This window comes from Serratia sp. 121840015-1, assembly GCF_053627655.1.
The window spans coordinates 21,327-43,481 of sequence record NZ_JBSEYF010000010.1 but is presented as its reverse complement, the minus strand read 5'-3'; the positions used below and the strand labels follow the sequence as shown (position 1 = coordinate 43,481).

22 protein-coding genes are annotated in these 22,155 nt (G+C 60.6%); 5 read left to right on the top strand and 17 right to left on the bottom strand.

Going from position 1 to position 22,155, the window contains the following annotated elements:
• From ACUXAC_RS25585 to ACUXAC_RS25565, 5 genes are all read right to left on the bottom strand, one after another.
• Positions 1 to 1,452 carry an efflux transporter outer membrane subunit gene (locus ACUXAC_RS25585; RefSeq protein WP_197779123.1) on the bottom strand — a complete coding sequence of 484 codons (1,452 nt, stop codon included), beginning with the start codon at positions 1,450 to 1,452 and terminating at the stop codon, positions 1 to 3.
• Between the two features lie 28 nt (positions 1,453 to 1,480).
• Positions 1,481 to 1,999, bottom strand: coding sequence for a transcriptional repressor MprA (gene mprA / locus ACUXAC_RS25580; RefSeq protein ID WP_025160249.1), 519 nt, complete (start codon positions 1,997 to 1,999; stop codon positions 1,481 to 1,483).
• Between the two features lie 162 nt (positions 2,000 to 2,161).
• Positions 2,162 to 2,509 (bottom strand): L-valine transporter subunit YgaH, encoded by a 348-nt coding sequence (gene ygaH / locus ACUXAC_RS25575; protein ID WP_033635704.1) that lies wholly within the window; start codon positions 2,507 to 2,509, stop codon positions 2,162 to 2,164.
• Positions 2,499 to 3,245, bottom strand: a complete 747-nt coding sequence (locus tag ACUXAC_RS25570; RefSeq protein WP_454267005.1) for an AzlC family ABC transporter permease — start codon at positions 3,243 to 3,245, stop codon at positions 2,499 to 2,501. Before ACUXAC_RS25570 ends, ygaH begins: the two co-directional genes overlap by 11 nt.
• 121 nt (positions 3,246 to 3,366) lie before the next feature.
• A complete protein-coding gene (locus ACUXAC_RS25565) occupies positions 3,367 to 4,566 on the bottom strand; it encodes an MFS transporter (protein WP_454267003.1) in 1,200 nt (399 codons plus the stop codon).
• A gap of 105 nt (positions 4,567 to 4,671) precedes the next feature.
• On the opposite strand from ACUXAC_RS25565, the gene ACUXAC_RS25560 reads away from it, so the two are divergent.
• Positions 4,672 to 5,550: a LysR family transcriptional regulator gene (locus tag ACUXAC_RS25560; protein ID WP_038872847.1), complete on the top strand. Its 879-nt coding sequence runs from the start codon at positions 4,672 to 4,674 to the stop codon at positions 5,548 to 5,550.
• A 30-nt stretch (positions 5,551 to 5,580) separates the two neighbouring features.
• Here the strand turns inward: ACUXAC_RS25560 and proX are convergent, their stop codons facing one another.
• The 5 genes from proX to ACUXAC_RS25535 form a co-directional block, all read right to left on the bottom strand.
• Positions 5,581 to 6,582, bottom strand: coding sequence for a glycine betaine/L-proline ABC transporter substrate-binding protein ProX (proX, locus tag ACUXAC_RS25555; RefSeq protein ID WP_033635697.1), 1,002 nt, complete (start codon positions 6,580 to 6,582; stop codon positions 5,581 to 5,583).
• A gap of 71 nt (positions 6,583 to 6,653) precedes the next feature.
• On the bottom strand, positions 6,654 to 7,760 hold the full coding sequence (proW, locus tag ACUXAC_RS25550) for a glycine betaine/L-proline ABC transporter permease ProW (protein WP_454267001.1): 1,107 nt from the start codon (positions 7,758 to 7,760) through the stop codon (positions 6,654 to 6,656).
• The gene (proV, locus tag ACUXAC_RS25545) at positions 7,753 to 8,955 is read right to left on the bottom strand and encodes a glycine betaine/L-proline ABC transporter ATP-binding protein ProV (protein ID WP_454266999.1); all 1,203 of its coding nucleotides are present in this window, start codon (positions 8,953 to 8,955) and stop codon (positions 7,753 to 7,755) included. The genes proW and proV overlap by 8 nt, the downstream gene beginning before the upstream one ends.
• 406 nt (positions 8,956 to 9,361) lie before the next feature.
• A complete protein-coding gene (locus ACUXAC_RS25540; RefSeq protein WP_048234594.1) occupies positions 9,362 to 10,048 on the bottom strand; it encodes a response regulator in 687 nt (228 codons plus the stop codon).
• A 32-nt stretch (positions 10,049 to 10,080) separates the two neighbouring features.
• On the bottom strand, positions 10,081 to 11,673 hold the full coding sequence (locus ACUXAC_RS25535; RefSeq protein ID WP_399615032.1) for an ATP-binding protein: 1,593 nt from the start codon (positions 11,671 to 11,673) through the stop codon (positions 10,081 to 10,083).
• A 326-nt stretch (positions 11,674 to 11,999) separates the two neighbouring features.
• Here ACUXAC_RS25535 and ACUXAC_RS25530 point away from each other — a divergent pair, with 326 nt between their 5' ends.
• Entirely contained in the window at positions 12,000 to 13,355 is a 1,356-nt protein-coding gene (locus ACUXAC_RS25530; protein WP_033635692.1) for a 2-hydroxycarboxylate transporter family protein, read from the top strand.
• Between the two features lie 98 nt (positions 13,356 to 13,453).
• Here the strand turns inward: ACUXAC_RS25530 and ACUXAC_RS25525 are convergent, their stop codons facing one another.
• Complete coding sequence (locus tag ACUXAC_RS25525; protein ID WP_454266995.1) at positions 13,454 to 14,425, bottom strand: patatin-like phospholipase family protein; 972 nt, start codon at positions 14,423 to 14,425, stop codon at positions 13,454 to 13,456.
• A gap of 206 nt (positions 14,426 to 14,631) precedes the next feature.
• Here ACUXAC_RS25525 and ACUXAC_RS25520 point away from each other — a divergent pair, with 206 nt between their 5' ends.
• Positions 14,632 to 15,576: an MBL fold metallo-hydrolase gene (locus ACUXAC_RS25520; RefSeq protein WP_387444540.1), complete on the top strand. Its 945-nt coding sequence runs from the start codon at positions 14,632 to 14,634 to the stop codon at positions 15,574 to 15,576.
• A 12-nt stretch (positions 15,577 to 15,588) separates the two neighbouring features.
• On the opposite strand, the gene ACUXAC_RS25515 is transcribed toward ACUXAC_RS25520, so the two are convergent.
• Positions 15,589 to 16,482, bottom strand: a complete 894-nt coding sequence (locus tag ACUXAC_RS25515; protein WP_195880653.1) for a LysR family transcriptional regulator — start codon at positions 16,480 to 16,482, stop codon at positions 15,589 to 15,591.
• A gap of 102 nt (positions 16,483 to 16,584) precedes the next feature.
• On the opposite strand from ACUXAC_RS25515, the gene ACUXAC_RS25510 reads away from it, so the two are divergent.
• Complete coding sequence (locus ACUXAC_RS25510; protein ID WP_225529432.1) at positions 16,585 to 17,325, top strand: SDR family oxidoreductase; 741 nt, start codon at positions 16,585 to 16,587, stop codon at positions 17,323 to 17,325.
• A gap of 64 nt (positions 17,326 to 17,389) precedes the next feature.
• Positions 17,390 to 17,593 carry a DUF1289 domain-containing protein gene (locus ACUXAC_RS25505; RefSeq protein ID WP_225529431.1) on the top strand — a complete coding sequence of 68 codons (204 nt, stop codon included), beginning with the start codon at positions 17,390 to 17,392 and terminating at the stop codon, positions 17,591 to 17,593.
• A gap of 62 nt (positions 17,594 to 17,655) precedes the next feature.
• On the opposite strand, the gene nrdF is transcribed toward ACUXAC_RS25505, so the two are convergent.
• The 5 genes from nrdF to ACUXAC_RS25480 form a co-directional block, all read right to left on the bottom strand.
• The gene (nrdF, locus tag ACUXAC_RS25500) at positions 17,656 to 18,627 is read right to left on the bottom strand and encodes a class 1b ribonucleoside-diphosphate reductase subunit beta (RefSeq protein WP_038872807.1); all 972 of its coding nucleotides are present in this window, start codon (positions 18,625 to 18,627) and stop codon (positions 17,656 to 17,658) included.
• 8 nt (positions 18,628 to 18,635) lie between these two features.
• The gene (gene nrdE / locus ACUXAC_RS25495; protein ID WP_387444545.1) at positions 18,636 to 20,780 is read right to left on the bottom strand and encodes a class 1b ribonucleoside-diphosphate reductase subunit alpha; all 2,145 of its coding nucleotides are present in this window, start codon (positions 20,778 to 20,780) and stop codon (positions 18,636 to 18,638) included.
• Complete coding sequence (gene nrdI / locus ACUXAC_RS25490) at positions 20,762 to 21,166, bottom strand: class Ib ribonucleoside-diphosphate reductase assembly flavoprotein NrdI (protein ID WP_015378865.1); 405 nt, start codon at positions 21,164 to 21,166, stop codon at positions 20,762 to 20,764. The genes nrdE and nrdI overlap by 19 nt, the downstream gene beginning before the upstream one ends.
• A gap of 9 nt (positions 21,167 to 21,175) precedes the next feature.
• A complete protein-coding gene (nrdH, locus tag ACUXAC_RS25485; protein ID WP_060441089.1) occupies positions 21,176 to 21,406 on the bottom strand; it encodes a glutaredoxin-like protein NrdH in 231 nt (76 codons plus the stop codon).
• A 272-nt stretch (positions 21,407 to 21,678) separates the two neighbouring features.
• A complete protein-coding gene (locus ACUXAC_RS25480) occupies positions 21,679 to 22,110 on the bottom strand; it encodes a carboxymuconolactone decarboxylase family protein (protein WP_197653513.1) in 432 nt (143 codons plus the stop codon).
• Positions 22,111 to 22,155: the final 45 nt, after the last annotated feature.

Below are 22,155 nucleotides of genomic sequence, written 5' to 3'. Positions count from 1 at the left end.
TTATGCTTTCGAATCCGCTGCGGCCGGGGCCTGATAGCCACCGCCCAGCGCGCGGATCAGTCCTATCTTCGCCTGCAGTAAATTGCTGCTGGCATTCAACTCCGCCTGTTGCTGCTGTAATAGCTGCGTCTGGCTGGTCAACAGATCGTCGCGCCCGATAATCCCTGCCTGGTAACGGGCGTTGGCGACCTGATACACCTGTTGCATCGACTGGGCCGCGGACGCCGCCTGCAGCTGCTGTTGCGCAGAGCTCTGCTGGATGGTGATGGCGTCGGCGGTTTCCTGTACCGCATTCAGGATGGTTTGGTTGTAGGATTCCACCGCTTCGTCATACAGCGCGGATTCCTCGCCCAGCTTGCTGCGCAGCGCCCCGGCGTGGAAGATTGGCAGCGAAATCGCCGGCATCACGTTCCAGGCCTGGCTGGCCGCTTCAAACAGGTTCGGGCTGGTACCACTGGTATTGGTGGTCATCAGGCCGGCGAAGGCTGAAATGGTCAGGCTGGGGTAAAACTCTTTACGCGCGGCGCTGACGCGCTGGCTGTAAGACTCCACCAGCTGGCGTTGCGCGGCGATGTCCGGGCGTTTGCCCAGCAGATCCGCCGTCAGCTCGCCCTGCGGCGCCATCAGGTTGTCTGCGGGCAACGGCACCTGACGCAGGTGCTGCATGGCGTTCGGCCCCTGGCCGGCCAGCGCGGCGAGCTGGTGTCTGAGCTGCTCGATCTGCGATTGCAGCTGCAGGATCTGCTGCTTGGCGACGTCGGACTGTGCCTGGGTTTGTTGCGGCACGTCGACGCCGGTCAGGCCGGCCTGATAGCGCTGTTGGCGCAGCGCGGTCAGGCGCTCATTGTTGTTCACTTCCTGCTGCAGCAGCTTCTCGAGCGCCAGATTGCTCTGCAGCTGATAGTAGGCGGACGCCACCGAACTGGTCAGCGTCAGCGCCGCCTGTTCCTGCTCGGCGCGCGCGGCGTTGACCTGCGCCTTGGCGGCGTTCACCTGGTTGCGGTATTTGCCCCACCAGTCGAACTCGTACGCCAGGTTCAGCCCCAGTGAATTGGAGCTTTCGTAGATCGGCTTATGCGGATACCCCAGCCCCATATTGACGTTTTGCGGCACGCGCTGGCGTTGGGTGCTGGCATTCAGATCCAGGTTCGGCCCGTTGGCGGCGCTGGCTTCACCCACCACGCTCTGCGCTTCGCGCACGCGGGCGGCGGCCTGCCGCAGGGTCGGCGAGCTTTGCAGCGTCTGCGTCATCAAGGCGTCCAGCTGCGGATCCTTGAGGGCGCGCCACCACTGCGGGCTGACGGTCAGCGAACTGACTTTCGGCTGAGCCAACTGCAGGCTCTGCGGATCCATCAGCGTGGATTGCGGGGCAATATTATCGGTCGAAGCACACCCGGCCAGCAGCAACACGGCGAACAGCGGGGTGAATCTCCAGTTAAATGGGGATCGCATAAGTAGGTACCTGAACAGAAATTGTGAATTAGGATAACTGTTCTGTGATTTCCATTTGATCCAGACGTGCCAGCAATTTGCGCGTCAGCTGTTCCAGCTGTTTTTGCTCATCGTCGGTCAGCGTGGACCACAGGAAATGCAGACATTGGTGCTGCGGCGGCAGCAGTTGACTGAGAAATTCTTCCCCCTGCGGCGTCAGATGCAGATGCAGGCAGCGGCGATCGTTGTCGCTTTCCCGGCGCTCGATCCAGCCGCGTTTCTCCAGCTCGTCGGCGATGCGGGTCGCATTGGTGCGCGAGGAGCCTAAGGCAGAGCTTAGCTCAGAAGGTTGGATGCTGTGGCTTTCCTGCGCATCCAGGGTGATCAGCGCCATAAACAGTGTTTCGTTAATCCCCTGCGCCTTCAGCATCTTATTGCGGTTTTCCAGCAGCTTGCCTTGCATGTGCATGCATAGGCGGGTCAGCAGGATTTCCTGATAAGGGAAATCTTTCTGCCGGGTGGCGCGGAAATTCAGCATTTGTTCTATGGGGGCAAACGAGCTTTCCATAATTTAGGGCCTCATTAATTTCGTTCGAGATAGTAACGACGGTGACAAATAATGTAAATGTTCAGCCGTGCGGATAATTTAGCAATTCGTGTCATTTGTCAGTGTTTGTAAAGATGTGGCGCATGAAAACGCCAAAGTGAAGCCAAACGATCGGGAGCGGCGTCAGCCCGGACCGAAAAGCATTAACAGCTTTAATGTGACGCCAAAGGCCGTCGCGCCGAGCAGCGTCGACAGAATGATGCTTTTGCTGCGGTAGAAGCACAACGCCAGCGCGGCGAACCCTACCAACGTCGGCAGCAGCTTGTCCGGTTCGCGCATGACGACCGGCGTGCTGGAGACCACCAGCAGGGCGCAGATCGAGGCGATGCCGATGCTGTCGAGCAGCAGGGCGGCTTTACCGCGTTTGAGGCCGGGCTGGGCGCGCGCCGGCGCCAGCCGCAGCGGTAGATAACGGAACAGGTAATTGGCGCAGCCCACCACCAGGCCGATCACCAGCACATCAGTGTTCATGGTTGGCCTCCGCAGGGGCGGGCTGGAACAGGGCGGCGACGCAGCCGGCGCCGATGCCGGCCAAAATGGCGACCGGAATGGAGAACAGCACCACGCCGAGCAGCGCGCCGGCCAATGCGGCAGCAATGGTCAGGCTCTGCGGGCGCCGGAAGGCGGCCAGCAGGAAACTGAGAAACAGCGCCGGCAGCATGAAGGCCAGCGAGGCTTCGAGCACCGGGAACTGCTCCAGCGGGCCGTTGCCGAACAGCGCGCCGAGCGCGGTGCCGGCCACCCAGGAAAGCCAGGAACAGAGCGCGATGCCCAGCATCCAGTTTTCGCTCCAGCTGCGGTTATTGCGCATCAGCCTGGCGGTAGCGGCGGCGAAGACCTCATCGGTCAGGCCAAAGGCCCACATCGCCGTTTTACCGGGCGACATGCGCGAGACGATGCGGTGGCGCAGCGCCGGGCCGTAGAGCAGGTGGCGCACATCCATCGCCATCACCGTCAACGCGGAGACCCACAGCGACATCCCGGCGCTCAACAGGGCGGTGATCACGAACTGGCTGGCGCCGGCGTAGATAATGCAGGAGAAGAAAATGCTTTCCAGCGGGGAAAAGCCCAGTTTGACGGCGCTGAGGCCGAAGGCGAACGCCACCGGGACATACCCGATGACGATCGGCAAACTGTCGACGACGCCGTTGGCGAAGGTGGCGCTGACGGCGGGCGGATTGAGGCTGTCTGCAGCTTGGCTTTGCATGGTTGTGGGTCGCAGGGTAGATAGGACTTCAATAGTTTATGCCCAGAACATTACCAGAGAGTAAGTAATGTTTATACCCTGCACCGCTAATAAATTTCTTAAGTGACTATTTGCACGATAATCAGATTGTCGCCGGCCCCTGCGGATCGTGGTGCTTGCCGAGCCACCAGGTCAGCAGGTTGAGCAGGCATAGCACCCCGCCGGCGGCGGCCACGCCGTACCAGCCGGCATGCTGATAGGCCGAGGCGGAGAGCAGTGAACCGAGGGCGCCGCCGATAAAGTAGCTGGTCATGTAGCCGGCGGTCAGGCGGTTGCGCGCGTCCGGCATGATGCGGTACATCACGCTCTGGTTGGTGACATGTACCGCCTGCACCGCCAGATCGAGGATCAGGATGCCGGCGATCAGCGCCCACAGCGATTGTTTGGCGAACGCGATAGGTATCCAGGACAGCAGCAGCAGCACCAGGCCGACGGTGGTGGTCAATCCGGCTTTGCCCTTGTCCGCCAGATGCCCGGCGCGTGAAGCGGCCAGCGCCCCGGCGGCGCCCACCAGGCCGAACAGCCCGATCACCCCCTCGGAATAGTTGAACGGCGGCGCGGCGAGCAGAAAGGCCATGGAGGTCCAGAGCACGCTGAAGTTGGCGAACGACAGGGCGCCGAGGATGGCGCGGGTGCGCAGCAGCGGCGTGCGGCAGAACAGGCTGAAGATCGAGGCCAGCAGCTGCGGGTAGTTCAGCCCGGAGTGTTGCTTATAGCGCGGCAGCGCGCGCCACAGGATCAGCGCCATCAGGATCATCAGCACGCTGGCGACCCAGTAGATGGTGCGCCAGCCGCCGAACGACGCCAGCGCGCCCGCGACGGTACGCGCCAGCAGGATGCCGAGCAGCAGGCCGCTCATGATGATGCCGACGGTCTTGCCGCGCTTTTCCGGGTGGGCCAGCGTGGCGGCCAGCGGCACCAGGATCTGCGCCACCACCGAGAACAGCCCGGTGAGCGCGGTGCCGAGGATCATCATCGGCAGGGTGGCGGAGGTGGCGGTGATCAGCATGCCCCCGGCGGCCAGCAGCGTCATGAACACGATCAGCCCGCGGCGCTCGAACATATCGCCGAGCGGCACCAGCAGCAGCAGCCCGGTGGCGTAACCGAGCTGCGCGGCGGTCACGATAAAGCCGGCCTGATTGACCGACAGGTTGAAGCCGGTGGCGATGGTTTCCAGCAGCGGCTGCGCGTAATAGTTGCTGGCGACCGCCAGGCCGGTAGCGATGGCGATCAGCACGGTCAGCGCCGGGCTGAGGCCCAGGTGGGCGTTTTGTTGGCTCATGGTTTTTTCATCACGGGAAGAAGATGGCGCGCAGTATCCGGCAACGCACGCCGGGAAACCAATGTATAATTTTCATTTTATTTATCTCATTTCAAGATAGATGCCATGAACCTGAAACAGATCCGCTATGCGCTGGCGGTGGCGGAAGAGCTGAACTTTACCCGGGCGGCGCAGCGCTGCCATACGGTGCAGTCGGCGCTGAGCCACCAGATCGCCAAACTGGAAGAGGAGCTGGGCTGCACGCTGTTTGAACGCACTTCGCGTCGGGTGCGGTTGACCCCGGCCGGCCAGGCTTTCGTGGCCCCTGCGCAGCGCCTGTTGGCGGCGCAGCAGGCGCTGGTGGAGGAGGTGACGGCGGCCGACGGCGCGGTGTCCGGCACCCTGACCATCGGCACCATTTCAACGATAAACGTGATGGCTCTGACCGAAAGGCTCGACAAGTTTCATCGCCACTATCCGGCGGTGAATATCCGCCTGTACGTCGGCATGAGCGAAGCGCTGCTGGAGGACGTACGCCAGCAAAAATGCGATATGGCGTTCGTCGGCATCTGGCCGGGCGATGCCGATCTGCTGCCGATGTCGCACCGGCAGTTGGCCGATGAGCCGCTGGTGGCGCTGGTGGCGCCGCAGCATCCGCTGGCCGGCCGCGAGCGGGTGAACCTGCAGGCGCTGGCGGAAGTGCCGCTGGTGGATTTCTACAGCGGCACCGGCGCGCGGCGCCAAACCGATCGCGCCTTTCAGGCGGCGGGCATTCGTCGGCACGTCAGTTTTGAAATCGATCATATCGAATGGCTGGAGAATTTGGTGCGGCGCGGGCTGGCGGCGGGCATCGTACCGATTTCGACCGCGCAACGCTTAAGCGCGCTGGTGTCGATTCCGATTGAAGACGGGCCGCGGCGCCAGGTGTATTGCATTTGGCCGCAGCCCATGTCGACTATCGCCGAGCGCTTTTTGCATTTCAGCGGCATCGATATGGCGGGGTAGGGGCGCGGCACTGGCGGCGCCCCTGAACGGTTACGGCTTCGCCGCTTCGGCGGCGGTTTTCACCCAGCCGTCGAAGGTGGCCTGGTGCGCCTTGATCCAGCCGTTGACGTGGTTCTGGATGTCGGCTTCCGAAGCCTGGCCTTCATGCATGCGCAAGTTTTGCGCGTTGATGTCGGCGATCGGCAGCTTCATGATGGCGAACAGCTTGGCGGCCGCCGGATTGGCTTCGGCCCACTGCTTGTTGGCGGCGATGCGCATGGTGTTGACCGGGAAGCCGTAGTTGGCGCCGTTAGGCAGCTTGGTGTCGACGTTCTTTTGCTCGCCCGGCAGGGAGGAGAACGGCACCTGCAGCCAGACCACGTCGCGCCCCGGCACCATCACATCGCTGACCCAGTACGGCGTCCAGGTGTAATACAGCACCGGTTTGCCCTCTTTGTAGCGGGTGATGGTGTCGGCGATCATCGCCGCGTAGTTGCCCTGGTTGTGTTCGACGGTATTGCTCAGGCCATAGGCCTTGATGTGGTGGTTAATCACCGCTTCGCAGCCCCAGCCCGGGGTGCAGCCGGTCAGATCGGCCTTGCCGTCGCCGTTGGTGTCGAACAGCTTGGCGATCTTGGGATCCTTGAGCTGCTCGACGTTGGTGATGTGGTACTGTTCGGCGGTTTTCTTGTCGATCAGGTAGCCCTGCGCGGCGCCGTTGACGTAGACACCTTCGCGGTAGAACTTGGCGTCGCCGCCGGCGGCCTTGTACTGATCGGCGTGCAGCGGATCCCAGTTGACCGCGATAAAGGTCGCGTCGCCGGAGGCGATCGAGGTGTAGGCGACGTTGTAATCCACTTCACGCGGCTCCTTCACGTCGTAACCCAATTTTTCCAGCGCCTTGCTGACCAGCAGCGTCTGGAACGTCTCTTCGGAAATGGTGCTTTGCACCGGCTGTACCGCGATCCCCTTGCCGGGTAAATCTGCCGCGCTCACGCTCTGTGAGCCGATCAGCGTCGTCAGGGCGAGAGCCCAGATGCCCGTAGTGCGCATAGTGTTTCCCCTTTTTTTCGATGTGGTGGTGTCATAGCCCGCCGGGGCCGCAGCCACCGGCGGGAAAAGCGTCAGGCTTGTTTGATGAACGGGCGAGTCAGCAGCCCGATGGGGCCGCGGCGATACCAGCGGCCGATGCCTTTGCTGCGGCGATCGCGCCCCAGCGATTGGGTGAGGCGATCGAGAATGATCGCCAGGATCACGATGCCGACGCCGCCGACGGCGGCCAGGCCCATGTCCAGCCGGCCGATGCCGCGCAGCACCATCTGGCCCAAGCCGCCGACGGCGATCATCGAGGCAATGACGACCATCGACAGCGCCAACATCAGCGTCTGGTTCACGCCGGCCATGATGGTCGGCATCGCCAGCGGCAGCTGCACCTTGAACAGCAGCTGACGCGGGCTGGCGCCGAAGGATTCGGCGGCCTCGATCAGATCCTCCGGCACCTGCTTGATGCCCAGAATGGTCAGGCGCACGATCGGCGGCAGCGCGAAGATAATGGTGACCACCACGCCCGGCACGTTGCCGATGCCGAACAGCATGACGATCGGCACCAGGTAGACGAAGGCCGGGGTGGTCTGCATGGCGTCGAGCAGCGGTCTAATCACCTTGGCGGCATGCTTGCTGCGCGCCAGCCAGATGCCGAGCGGCAGGCCGATAAGAATGCAGAAGAACAGCGCGGTCAGCACCAGCGCCAGCGTGACCATCGCCTGCGACCAGGCGCCGATGGCGCCGATGGCAACCAGGGAGAGCAGCGTGGCGGCGCCCATGCCGAGGCCTGAGACCTGCCAGGCGAGCAGCGAGAACACCAGAATGGCGATCGGCGCCGGCATGCCCTGCAGAAGCTGCTGGAAGCCGCTCAGGATCATGTCGACCGGCACGCGGATGCCCTGGAACAGCGGGCGGAAGTGCAGCACCAGCCAATCGATGCCTTGCGTGACCCAGGCGTCGAACGGCACCCAGGCTTTGTGGAACGGATCGAGCAGGCTGAAGTGCTCCGGCTGCGCCGGGGCGCCGCTGAGCCAATCGGCGCCTGACGCGGCGGCGTCATGGGCGGCCGGCGCTGGCGCGCTGGACCAGGCGTCGCCGGCGTTGGCGGCGGCATCGTTTGTGGGTGCGGCGCCGGCATCGACCGGTGCGGTAGCCCAGGGATCTTGGGTTTGCGTGGTATCACTCATTGGCGGAGCCCTCCTTGTCCAACGCCTGCAGCAGCATGGCCTTGGAGATGATGCCGAGATAGTTATGTTCTTCGCACACCACCGGCACCGCGCACGGCGCCTGGGCGACCAGGGAGATCAGATCGCTGAGCGGCGTGTCGGCCGGCACGGCGGCGGGGTCCTCGAGCAGGGCATCGTCCAGCGTTTGATTGGCGGACAGCGCCTTTTTCAGCGACTCTATCGACACTACGCCGATAAATTTCTTCCCGCGTTCAACCACATAACCATAGTCCCGGTCCTCATCACGCAGCAGCTGCAGCGCCGAACGGGGGCCAAAACCGGGGGTTTTGCGGATCAGCGTTACCGGGCGCCGTTGGGCGATATCCTTGGCGCTGAACACATGGCTGATGTCCACGCCGCGGAAGAAGGTGCGCACATAGTCGTTGGCCGGGTTATTCAGGATCTCGTCCGGCGTACCGACCTGGATCACCTCACCGCCCTGCATGATGGCGATGCGATCGCCGATGCGCATCGCTTCGTCCAGATCGTGGGAAATAAACACGATGGTGCGTTGATGCTGGGCCTGTAATTTCACCAGCTCATCCTGCATTTCGGTACGAATTAACGGATCGAGCGCCGAGAAGGCTTCGTCCATCAATAATATATCCGGGTTATTGGCCAGGGCGCGGGCTAATCCCACGCGCTGGCGCATACCGCCGGATAATTCATCCGGATAAGACAGCGCATAATTCTCCAGCCCGACCTGGCGCAGGGCGTCCAGCGCTTTTTCCTGGCGCTCCTGCAGCGGTATGTCGGCTAATTCCATACCGAAGGCGGTATTATTCAGGACATTCATGTGCGGCATTAGCGCGAATGACTGAAATACCATGCTGATCTTATTTCGCCGCACGGTACGCAGCGCGGTGTCGGATATTTTGGCGATGTCCTCACCGTCGATCAGTACCTGACCGCGGGTGGGTTCTATCAGACGATTGAGAAGGCGTACCAGGGTGGACTTGCCGGAACCGGAGAGCCCCATGATGACAAATATCTCGCCTTCTTCAATGGCCAGAGTGGCGTCTTTTACGCCGAGCGATAAGCCGGTTTTTTCAAACAGCCGATCTTTTGTCAGACCTTTATCCAGCAGTTTGAATGCGCGTTCCGGGTGTTCGCCAAATATCTTATACAGGTTCTTTACTTCAAGTTTAATTGCCATGCAATTTGCTGTTTCCTCTGGTTTAATTAAAGCGATATGAGCTGTCCTTAGCAAAATAAAAGAGCTTTTTACCCTAACACAGTGAATATCTGAGACAACCCTGAATGTCGTTTAAATGGGATATTAGTGGTTTACATCAAGGTTTTAATTAGTTATGGTAATTTGGCCCGTGACTCAAAATTGACGGCCGTTATTCGCCATAATGGATTGGTTTTGGGGGAAATAACGTGGCGTGAAGCAATGAGATATTTCGCTTCTGCGTCTGCCGTTCGGATAATAAAAAACCCGACCAGAGGCCGGGCAAAAGTCATCAGTATTTCATCAGTTTTAACGACAGGTGCCGATATCGAGGGGGATATCGTCGGGCGCTATGTTATCGCCGTAATATGACAGCCAGATGGCAGCCTCAGGCCTTGCGATACAGCCGCCGCGGATGGCCGATATTGCCGTACAGCATCTCCACCCGCACGAACTGGGTGGCGACGCAATATTCCAGATAACGGCGGGCGGTGGTCTTGCTGATGCCGACCTGCTCCACCACGTCTTCCACCGCATGCGCCACCGCCGGCTGGGCGATAAACAGCGCCTGCACCAGCTCGAGGGTATTGGTTTCGATGCCTTTGGCGCTCGGCTCGCTGGAGAACTGCTTCGACTGCAGGTTGTACAGCGCATCGACGTTGTCCTGATCGATAATCTTGAAGGTGCGCTGGGTCTGCACAAACTGCATGAAGCGTTCGAGCGAATTGCGCAGCCGCTTGTAAGACACCGGCTTGATGATGTAGTCGAAGGCGCCGTTGCGGATCGCCTGGCTGCAGGTATGCATGTCGCTGGCGGCGGTGATGAAGATCACCGAGCAGGCGGGGTTCTTCACCGCCGGTTCTTCCATCAGCTCGATGCCCTGGCCGTCCGGCAGGAAGTTATCCAGCAGGATCAGCCGCGGCTGATGCGTATTGGCTTTGGCCCGCGCTTCGGCCAGCGTGGCGGCGTAAGCCACCACCCGCAGGTTGAAATTTTTCTCGATGAACTCCGCGTGCAGCGTCGCCAGTTGCGGCTCGTCTTCCACGATCAGAACGTCCAGTGCTTGGTGTGACATAATCGGGTGCTCAAAAAATCGGGTTATGGGTTTTATTTAGGGATAAATATAGAGAATATCGCGCCGTGCGGCTCGTTGTCCGACACTTCTATGCTGCCGTGCGCCTGCGCCACGTGGCTGGCGACCAGATGCAGGCCGATGCCGTGGTCGCTTTTATCCGCTTTGGTGGTGACGCCCTGTTCAAACAGCGTATCACGAATCTCCTCGGCGATGCCGGTGCCGCGATCCGCCACCTCGATCACCAGCTCGTCGCTGCCGTCGCTGATATAAAGCTCGATCGCTTCGTGCGGGGCTGGGTAGTGCAGCGTCGCCTCCACCGCATTATCCAGCAGGTTGCCGACGATCGACATCAGTTCGGTCTCATTCAGCGCCGCCGGGATCTGCCGCAGCTGGCAGGCCGGATCGAAGCGCAGCTCAATGCCTTTTTCTCTGGCGCTGGAGTATTTGCCCAGCAGCAGGCCGCACAGCGCCGCCGAACTGAAGCGCTGCGAGATGAAATCGAGGATCTCCTGCGCGCCCTCCGACTGGGCCTCCACGTAGCGGATAGCCTCATCGTAGCGCTGCATATGCAGCAGCCCGGCCAGCGTGGCGGTCCAGTTCAGCTGCTCGTGGCGCATGATACGCAGGTTGTCGGCATAGCGTTTCACCTGGCTGAGCTGGCTGCTCAGGGTATTGATATCGTTCTTGTCGCGGAAGCTGATCACCCAGCCTTGCAGTTCCTGCTCCTGCATGATGCGCACTCGGCTGGCGATCACCCGCACGTGGTTGAAGCGGCACACCTCGTCGTGCGTATCCTGGCCCAGCTGCGCGGCGGCGAAGAAGTTCGGCTGCGCCTGGATCACGTCGCCGAGCGGCCGGCCCAGCAAGCCGGCGGCGGGCTGGTGCAGATCCAGCAGCTCGCGCGCCGCATGGTTGATGGTGATGATCCGCAGCTGCGGATCGATGGCGATCACCCCTTCATAGATGGCTTCCAGCAGCGCTTTTTGCTGGCGCACCAGCAGCGCGATCTCTTTCGGCTCCAGCCAGAACATCTGGCGCTTGAGGTTTTTCGACAGCAGCCAGGAAAAGACGAACAGGGCGATCAGCAGCAGGACGATGGAGCCGATAATTTGCGTCAACGTCCTGGCATTTAAATTATCGATATGCGATTTCAAATAGCCGACGGAAACGATGCCGATCACGCGATTATTTTCATCCAGGATCGGCGCCTTGCTGCGCAATGAAACACCGATGCCGCCCTTGCGAATGGAAATAATGCTTTTTCCTTCCAGCACCTCTTTATTATCGCCGCCGATCATCGGCGTGCCCAGGCGGCCTTCGTATTCGGAATGATAAAGATGGCGGGCATGATTATCGCCGATGACAATATAGCTGGCGTCGCTGCTGGCGCGGATTTTTTTCATCAGCGCGGCGATCCGGGCGGCGTCGTTGTTTTCGACCGCGTCCACCAGCGAAGGGATGAGGGCGATTTCCCGTGCCTGCACCTGGGCGCGGGCGCCAAGATCGCGGTGCAGCTGCGCATCCAACTGGTAATAGGTATAGGCGCCGATGCAGGTCAGCAACAGGCAGGAGAAGGCCACCAGGCACAGAAACAGCTTGATTTGAAATGAGAGTTTGAGGCGCATGGCGGTGCTTCACCGTAAAGAGATCCTGAAACCTTACCCTATCACGAGAAGCGGGGTCTGTAATATTGCGCCCGATCAACTTGTGATCCCTCACACGGGATTAGAGTGAACCGGACGAGAATTGTTCGTCTGCGATAAAGTTGATAAGCTTTAAAATAAAAACGGTATTAACACCATTAAAACCACGCCGGTTTTTACATAATCTTAATTAACCCCATAGAAACCATAACCACCATTAAAAACCCTTTTTAACTTTGAACATAATCACAGCAGATAATCCGTGCGCTTCTCTATGATGGCTGAACAAACTAATAAGAGGCCAGATTATGAGCACAACAGATGATTCTTACCTCGTAGCCAAAGACAAGGCCGCCGATATTCCTCTGCGTGAGAAATGGTGGCGGATACTGGACAATTATAAAGTAGGGATTATTCCGTTACCGTTCTTTATTCTGGCCGGTGTATTGATTCTGCTCGACTGCCTGGAAGGCAAATTGCCGAGCGATATCGTGGTGATGGTGGCCACCCTGGCGTTCTTCGGTTTCGCCTGCGGCGAATTCGGCAAGCGCCTGCCGCTGATCGGCAAAATGGGCGCGGCGGCGATCTGCGCCACCTTCATTCCTTCCGCGCTGGTGCACTACGGTCTGCTGCCGGACGTGGTGGTGGAGTCGACCACCAAGTTCTACAAATCGACCAACATTCTTTATCTCTACATCTGCTGCATCATTGTCGGCAGCATCATGAGCATGAACCGCCAGGTGCTGATCCAGGGCTTCCTGCGCATCTTCATTCCGATGCTGTGCGGCGAGATCGTCGGCATGCTGGTGGGGATGGGCGTCGGCATGGCGCTGGGCCTGGAGCCGTTCCAGATCTTCTTCTTCCTGATCCTGCCGATCATGGCCGGCGGCGTGGGTGAAGGGGCGATCCCGCTGTCGATGGGCTACGCGGCGATCCTGCACATGGAGCAGGGCGTGGCGTTGGGGCGCATTCTGCCGATCGTGATGCTCGGCAGCCTGACCGCCATCGTCATCGCCGGCCTGCTCAACCAACTGGGCAAGCGTTATCCGCACCTGACCGGCGAAGGCAGCCTGATGCCGAGCAAGCAGGGCGACAGCGACATGAACGCGGTGGAAAAAATCAGCGGCAAGGTGGACGTCAGCACCATCGCCTGCGGCGCGCTGCTGGCCATCCTGCTGTATATGGTAGGCATGCTGCTGCACCGCCTGATCGGTCTGCCGGCGCCGGTGGGCATGCTGTTCGCCGCCGTGGCGGTGAAGCTGGCGCACGGGGTGTCGCCGCGCATTCAGGAAGGCTCGCAGGTGGTGTACAAATTCTTCCGCACCGCCGTGACTTATCCGATCCTGTTCGCGGTCGGCGTGGCCATCACGCCGTGGCAGGAGCTGGTGGACGCGTTCACCGTACAGAATCTGATCGTGATCGTCACAACCGTCAGCGCGCTGGTGGCGACCGGTTTCTTCGTCGGCAAGAAAATCGGCATGCACCCTATCGACGTGGCGATTGTCTCCTGCTGCCAAAGCGGGCAGGGCGGTACCGGCGACGTCGCGATCCTCACCGCCGGCAACCGCATGTCGCTGATGCCGTTCGCCCAGATCGCGACGCGTATCGGCGGCGCTATCAACGTCTCGCTGTCGCTGCTGGTGTTGGCCAAGTTCTTCGTATAACTCCTATAAATCCTTAGCGTTACTTTGCCTTTCCCCGCCCCCGCGGGGATTTTTTTTGCCCGCGCGCCGGCCGTACGCGCGGGCAGGGGTAATACCGGTTACGCTGCCTGTTTCATGGCGGCGTCGTACCAGGCGAAGTAGCGCTCTACGCCGCGGCGGCCGGATTCGATCAGCGCGCGTTTCTTCTCCTCGCTGATGCCGAACTCCAGCGTGCCGACGTCGAGCGTGTCGACATACACGGTGCGCTTCCAGTCGTCGCTGTCCAGGTGCACCTTGGTTTGGATGTCCAGCATCACGTTGGCCACCGCCAGGGTGAAATCAAACAGGTTGTTGACCGGCGTGCGCGGGCCGGCCTGCCCGGCGGCCTGGGCGATTTCGCCGGCGGAGTCCAGGCGAAGGCCCAGGGTGCGGGTGTTGATGCGCTGGCTGGAACTGTCGATATAAGGCGGCGTGGCGGAAAAGTCATAGTCGAACAGCCGCACCGGGTAGTTGTCGATCATGCCGCCGTCGATGCACAGATCGCCCAGGGTATTGTTCTTCGCCACGAAGGCGAACGGGAACGACATCGAAATGCGCAGGCCGTCCGCCACTTTCATGCGCGGCGTGGTGCGATGCGAATAGACCTCGCGCTGGCCGCTGTTGAGGTTGGCGCCGATAAAGTAAATCGACTTGAACCCTTTCGCCGCTTTCATCGCTTCGAACTGCTCGAAGGTAATATCCGGCTTGCCGGTATATTGCTTGATAATATCGCGCGACCATTGATAGAAATAATCGCCGGGCGCGATGCCGTATTGATTGAACAGGCGGTAGGCGTCCTGGAGCGTACCGAAAAAGCCGCCGTTATAATCGAGGAATTTTTTAAAATCCATCGCCGACAGAATTTTAGTGACGTCCGCCGAGCTGCAGCCCAGGCCGACCAGCAGCGCGGCGATGGTGCCCGCCGAGGCGCCGGAGGTTTGCTTGATCTGCGGCATGATGCCTTTGGCTTCCAGCAATTCCAGCGCGCCGCCATAGGCGATGCCTTTTACGCCGCCGCCTTCAAAGACCAGATTTTCGAATTGATAGTTCATGATATTTCCTCACTATTGGTTTAGGGAGTAAGAAAAATAACCAAGTGGCGAGCGAGAAAATATTGATTGGGGTTGTGTGGCTCGGCAAACAAAATCATTCATAATGAATATATTATTTATATATTTATCAAAGGCATTTATTAAACAGGCGCATTGGGCTTTTTGCGTCAATACTTAGCGCTGTTCAATTCTCGCAAGGAGTTATCATGTTCTGGAAACGTTGTCTGCTGGGCGCGGCGCTGGCCGTTATGTCATTACAGGCCGGGGCCGCCGCGCCGCAGGCCAAAACCCCGACGCCGGGATTTTATCGCATCATGCTGGGCAGCTTTGAAGTGACCGCGCTGTCCGACGGCATTATTCGTTTGCCGGCGGACAAGCTGTTGCTGAACACCACGCCGCAGCAGATCGCCGCCGGGTTGGCCGAGCGGCATCAAAGCCTGCCGGTGGTCACCTCGGTCAATGCCTATCTGATCAATACCGGCGATAAGCTGGTGATGATCGACAGCGGCGCCGGCCAACTGCTGGGCGACGGCCTGGGCAAGCTGGTGGATAACCTGCGTGCGGCGGGCTACCAGCCGGAGCAGGTGGATGAGATCTACCTGACCCACATGCACCCGGACCACCTCGGCGGCCTGACGCACGACGGCAAGGCGGTATTCCCCAATGCGGTGGTGCGCGCCGCCAGTCAGGACGCGGACTTCTGGCTAAGCGCGGATAAACTGAAACAGGCCAGCGCGGGCAGTAAAAGCAACTTCGAACGGGCTCAGGCGGTGATCAAGCCGTACCAGGCGCTGGGCCACTTTAAGCCGTTCAGCAGCGACGGTGAACTGTCGCCGGGCATTGCCGCCTTCGCCGCCCACGGTCATACGCCGGGGCACAGCGTGTATCAGGTGACCAGCCAGGGCAAGAAGCTGTTGCTGTTGGGGGATCTGATCCACGTGGCGGCGGTGCAGTTGCCGCATCCGAAGGTGGCTATCAGCTTTGACAGCGACGCCAAGGCGGCGGTCGCTCAGCGGCTGCGGATATTTGGCGACAGCGCGCGGCAGAGCGAACTGGTCGGCGGCGCACACCTGTCGTTCCCGGGGTTGGGGTATCTGAACCGCCAGGGCGACGGTTACACCTGGGTGCCGTTGAACTACGGCGCGCTGTAACGCACGCTCTTGTTATCGGTTCCGCTCGGCGAACACCCGGCTGAACCAGTCGAGAAACACGCGCACCCGCGGCGACAGCTGGCGGTTGCGCGGATAAAGCAGCGAGACCGGCATCGGAGGAGAAGGCCAATCCGGCAGCAGCGGCAACAGGCTGCCGTCGGCGAGATCGCCGCGCAGGTGATAGCGCGGCACCTGAATGATGCCCAACCCGGCGCGGGCGGCGGCGACCAGGCTCTCCGCCGCGCTGACCGATACCGTCGCCGGCAGCGTGATGGGCTGCGCTTGCCCCGTCACCGTGAACGCCAGCGGCATTAACGCGCCGGTCGCCGAAGAGCGAAAGCCCACCATGCGGTGATGGCGCAGATCGTCCAGGCTTTGCGGCGTGCCGAAGCGCTGCAGGTAGGCCGGGGCGGCACAGGTCACCTCTTCCAGCTCGCCCAGGCGGCGCGCCACCATGTCGCTGTCCCGCAGTGTGCCGACGCGCACCACGCAGTCGATGCCTTCCCGCAGCGCGTCTACCAGCCGATCGCCTTCGCTCATATAGAGCTCGATATCCGGGTATTGCGCCAAAAAATCCGGCAAATCGGGCAACAGAAAATGGCGCGCCAGCGTGCCGTGTACATCGATGCGCAGCAACCCGCGCGGTTTGGCGCCGGCGAATGCCATCTCCGCCTCTTCGATGTCCGCCAGAATGCTCAGGCAACGCTGATAGTAGGCTTCGCCGTCCAGCGTCGGGCTGACGTGGCGGGTAGTGCGTTGCAGCAGCCTGACCTGCAGCCGGGCTTCGAGCTGTTTGATGGCGTCGGTCACGGTGGAGCGCGGCAAGTTCAGATCCTGCGCCGCCTGGGTGAAGCTGCGTTGTTCTACCACGCGGGTGAACAGACGCATGGCGTCGATTCTGTCCATAATTGTTCGCTTATTTCGGATAGTGATGGCGAAGAATAGGGGATTGTTCGCTGTACCGAAAGGTGCATGATGACAGTACATTAACCCGATGAGGAGATATCCATGAATCACGCGGCTCAACGCGTCGCCATCGTCACCGGCGCATCGCGCGGCATCGGCGCCGCCATCGCCGAGCGTCTGGCCATCGACGGCTTTACCGTCATCATCAACTATTCAGGCAACCCGGCGCCGGCCGATGAGCTGGTGCGCAAGATAGAACAGCGCGGCGGCCGCGCGCTCGGCGCCAAAGCCGACGTCAGCGATGCGGCTGCGGTCACCCAGCTGTTCGACAGCGCCGAACAGGCGTTTGGCGGCGTCGACGTGCTGGTCAATAACGCCGGGGTGATCGCGTTGGCGCCGGTGGCGGACATGCGTGATGAAGACGTGGATCGCCTGCTCAACATCAACCTGAAAGGCAGCTTCAATGCGATGCGCGAGGCGGCGAAGCGCCTGCGCGACAACGGCCGCATCATCAACTTCTCCTCCAGCGTGGTGGGATTGCTGCAGCCGGGTTACGGCATGTATGCCGCCAGTAAGGCGGCGATCGAGGCGCTGACCAGCGTGCTGGCGAAAGAGCTGCGCGGCCGCAATATCACGGTGAACGCCGTCGCGCCGGGGCCGACCGCCACCGGTTTGTTCCTCGACGGTAAAACCCCGGAGCTTATCGAGCGGCTGGCGAAGATGGCGCCGCTGGAGCGCCTGGGCACGCCGGAAGATATCGCTGCGGCGGTGGCCTTCCTCGCCGGGGACGACGGCGGCTGGATCAACGGCCAAACCCTGCGCGCCAACGGTGGCATCATCTGATTGACGACGCGCCGCCGCAGGATCGGGTATCCTGTGGCGGTACACATCACATCAAGGGCAGCGTATGGCGGGCCACACTCAGCAATCCCATCCTGGCGTCAGATCGCCCTGCGTCAGCTTGTGCCGGATTGACGACGAAACCCAGCAGTGCCGGGGATGCCTGCGCACGCGGGCGGAGATCGCCGCCTGGCCGACCGCCAGCGACGCGGAGAAACGCGCCATCTGGCGGCGGCTTGAGCTGCGTGCGGACTTCAAGCAAAACACATAGTCGCGGGAGCACGACACGTCACACTCCCGCGAAAGCCTTTTCCTGATACGGCCAGCCAGTCCTCAGAAATCCCAGTCCTCATCCTCGGTGTTGACCGCCTTGCCGATGACGTAAGACGAACCGGAGCCGGAGAAGAAGTCGTGGTTTTCATCGGCGTTTGGCGACAATGCCGACAGGATCGCTGGGTTGACCTCCGCCATCGCCGGTGGGAACAGCGCTTCATACCCGAGGTTCATCAGCGCCTTGTTGGCGTTGTAGTGCAGGAAGGTTTTCACGTCTTCCGTCCAGCCGACGCCGTCGTACAGCTCCTCGGTGTAACGCACCTCGTTGTCGTACAAATCCTGCATCAGGTCGAAGGCAAAGTTTTTCACCTGCCGACGCCGCGCGGCGTCCACTTTCTCCAGCCCTTTCTGAAACTTATAGCCGATGTAGTAGCCGTGCACCGCCTCGTCGCGAATGATCAGGCGGATCAGATCGGCGGTGTTGGTCAGCTTGGCGCGGCTCGACCAGTACATCGGCAGGTAAAAGCCCGAATAGAACAGGAACGACTCGAGGAACACGCTGGCGACCTTTTTCAGCAGCGGATCGTCGCTGCGGTAGTGGGCCAGAATGATGCCGGCTTTCTTCTGCAGCGCGCGGTTTTCCTCGCTCCAGCGGTAGGCATCGTCCACGTCCGGCGTTTGGCACAGGGTGGAGAAGATTGAGCTGTACGAGCGGGCGTGTACCGCCTCCATAAAGCTGATGTTGGAGTACACCGCCTCTTCGTGCGGCGTCAGCGCATCGGCGATCAGGGCCGGCGCGCCGACGGTGTTCTGGATGGTGTCCAGCAGCGTCAGCCCGGTAAACACCCGAATGGTCAGCTGCTGCTCCTTCGGCGTCAGCGTGGCCCAGGAGGGGATATCGTTGGACAGCGGCACCTTCTCCGGCAGCCAGAAGTTGGAGGTCAGGCGGTTCCATACCTCCAGATCCTTGTCGTCTTCGATGATGTTCCAGTTGATGGCGCGCACCAGCGGCGCCGATGTTAGGGTTGTCATAAGTTGCCTCACAGCGAGCAGGACACGCAGCCCTGCACCTCGGTGCCTTCCAGCGCCATCTGGCGCAGGCGGATGTAGTAAATGGTCTTGATGCCTTTGCGCCAGGCGTAGATCTGCGCGCGGTTGATATCGCGGGTGGTGGCGGTATCGCGGAAGAACAACGTCAGCGACAGCCCCTGATCGACGTGCTGCGTGGCGGCGGCGTAGGTATCGATGATCTTTTCCGGGCCAATCTCGTAGGCATCCTGGTAATACGCCAAGTTGTCGTTGGTCATATAGGGCGCCGGGTAGTAAACGCGGCCGATCTTGCCTTCCTTGCGGATCTCGATGCGCGAGACGATCGGGTGGATGCTGGAGGTGGCGTTGTTGATGTACGAGATAGAACCGGTCGGCGGCACCGCCTGCAGGTTCTGATTGTACAGCCCGTGCAGCATCACCGACTGGCGCAGTGCGCGCCAGTCGTCGCGGCCAGGAATGGCGATACCGGCGGCGGCGAACAGCTCGCGCACCCGCTCGGTCTGCGGCAGCCAGTCGCGTTCGGTGTACTTGTCGAAGTACTCGCCGCTGGCATAGCGGGAGTGCTCAAAACCGTCGAAGGCGCCGCCGCGCTCGATCGCCAGCCGGTTCGAGGCGCGAATGGCGTGATAGGCCACGGTATAGAAATAGAGATTGGTGAAGTCGATGCCTTCTTCCGAGCCGTAGAAGATGCGCTCGCGCGCCAGGTAACCGTGCAGGTTCATCTGGCCCAGACCGATGGCGCGGGCGCTGCGGTTGCCTTCGGCGATCGACGGCACCGAGCGGATATCGCTCATGTCGGCCACCGCGGTCAGCGCGCGGATCGCGGTCTCGATCGCCTTGCCAAAGTCCGGCGCGTCCATGGTTTTGGCGATGTTCAGCGAGCCGAGGTTGCAGGAGATGTCCTTGCCGATGCGATCGTAGCTCAGATCTTCGTGATACGTACTGGCGCGGTTGACCTGCAGGATCTCCGAACACAGGTTGCTCATGTTGATGCGCCCGGCGATCGGATTTTCCCGGTTTACGGTGTCCTCGAACATCACATACGGGTAGCCGGATTCGAACTGGATCTCCGCCAGCACCTGGAAGAACTCGCGCGCGTTGATGCGTGACTTGCGGATGCGCTTGTCGTCCACCATCTCGCGGTACTTCTCGCTGACGGCAATCTCCGAAAACGGCACGCCGTACACCCGTTCGACGTCGTAGGGCGAAAACAGGTACATCTCTTCGTTGTTCTTCGCCAGCTCGAAGGTAATATCCGGGATCACCACCCCCAGCGACAGCGTTTTGATGCGGATCTTCTCGTCGGCGTTTTCCCGTTTGGTGTCGAGGAAACGCAGAATGTCCGGGTGGTGGGCGTTGAGATACACCGCGCCGGCCCCCTGGCGCGCGCCGAGCTGGTTGGCGTAGGAGAAGGCGTCTTCGAGCATTTTCATGATCGGAATGACGCCGGAGGACTGGTTCTCGATGCGCTTGATTGGCGCGCCCACCTCGCGAATATTGCTCAGCAGGAAGGCCACGCCGCCGCCGCGTTTCGACAGCTGCAGCGCGGAGTTCACCGCCCGCCCGATCGATTCCATATTGTCTTCGATACGCAGCAGGAAGCAGGAGACCAGCTCGCCGCGCTGGCGTTTGCCGCAGTTGAGGAAGGTTGGGGTGGCCGGCTGGAAGCGGCCGGAAATCATCTCCTCCACCAGATCCTGCGCCAGCCCGGTGTCGCCCGCCGCCAGCGTCAGCGCCACCATGCATACCCGATCTTCGTAGCGCTCCAGATAGCGTTTGCCATCGAAGGTTTTGAGCGTATAGCTGGTGTAATACTTAAAGGCGCCGAGGAAGGTCTCGAAGCGGAATTTTTTGGCGTAGGCCTGCTGGAACAGCTGCTTGATAAATGGGAATTCGTACTGCGCCAGCACCTGCGGCTCGTAGTAGCCTTCCTCCACCAGATAGTGCAGCTTTTCCTCCAGGTTATGGAAGAACACGGTGTTTTGGTTGACGTGCTGCAGGAAGTAGTGCCGCGCCGCCAGCCGATCTTTATCGAACTGGATCCGGCCTTCCGCATCGTAAAGATTGAGCATCGCGTTGAGCGAATGGTAATCCAGCGCGCCCGTCTCGGGCCTGGTCAGTTCTGTCGTTGCCAAAATGCGGTTACTCCCTGTCGAACGTTTTCAACGTCTTGCGCGGTGCCGAGCAGCTCGAAGCGGTACAAAAAAGGCACCTGGCATTTTTTGGCGATGATGTCGCCGGCGATGCCGTACGCTGCGCCGAAGTTGGTGTTCCCGGCGGCGATGACGCCGCGCAGGTATGAACGGTTTTGCGGAACGTTGAGAAAGCGGATGACCTGGATCGGCACCGCGCCGACGGCGCTGCCGCCGCCATAGCTGGGCACGATCAAGATATAGGGTTGTTCCATCAGCAATTTGCTGCGGGCTCCGGCGATCGGAATGCGGATCGCCGGCAGGCCCAGTTTCTCAACGAACCGATGGGTGTTCTCCGAGCTGCTGGAGAAATAGACCAGCGGATTCATCGGCGGGCCTCAGCAGGTGAGCGCCAGCGCGCCGATCTTGTCCGGCCGGAACCCGGACCAGTGATCGTCACCGGCGATAATCACCGGAACTTGCTGATAACCTAAGGATTTAACGTGGTTCATCGCCTGCTGATCCTGGGTGAGATCGATCACCTGATAATCAATCCCCTGTTTATCAAATGCGCGATAGGTGGCGTTGCACTGGACACAGTCCGGCTTACTGTAAATAATAATGCTCATGATTCGCATTTACCTTTAGGCTGAAGGAAAGGCGGACAAGTCAGATAACGGAGCATCGTTCCTGGCGTTTCTGACGGCGTTATCAACCGAACGACACTCCCTGCGGCTGACCCATAAAATACTATATGTTGATATTTGTTTTATCAACCACGCTATATATGGTGTTTTGTCGGGTTGGAGGCGCAGGCCGCGCCGGGGCTGGAAAAGGCGAGGGAAAAAATTTTTGCGGGTGAGAAATTCCCCCTCTCAGTGAAGAGGGGGAATCGAGCGCATTACTGACGCATGCTGACGGCCAGCCGGTTGAAGGCGTTCATGATGCTGATGGCGAAGGTCAGATCGGCGATCTCGGTATCGCTGAAGTGCACTTTCAGCGCCTCGAAAGCGCTGTCCGGTGCGCCGGTGGCGGCGATCAGCGTCACCGACTCGGCCCATTCCAGCGCGGCGCGTTCGCGCTCGCTGAACTCATGGCTGACGCGCCAGCCCGCCAGCGTATCCAGCTTGGCATGGCTGAAGCCGCTTTCGCGCAGCGCTTTGCCGTGCATATCCAGGCAGTAGGCGCAGCCGTTGATCTGCGAAACGCGCATAAACATCAACTCGATGGTCGCCTTGTCCAGGGCACCTTTCTCCAGCGCCATCAGCGCGCTTACCATATTTTTGTACGGGGCGGGCGCCAGCTCGGCATAGTTCAAACGTTGCTTAATCATGGTCAACCTCAATCGGTAGTAACGAAATCATGACGCTACTTTAGC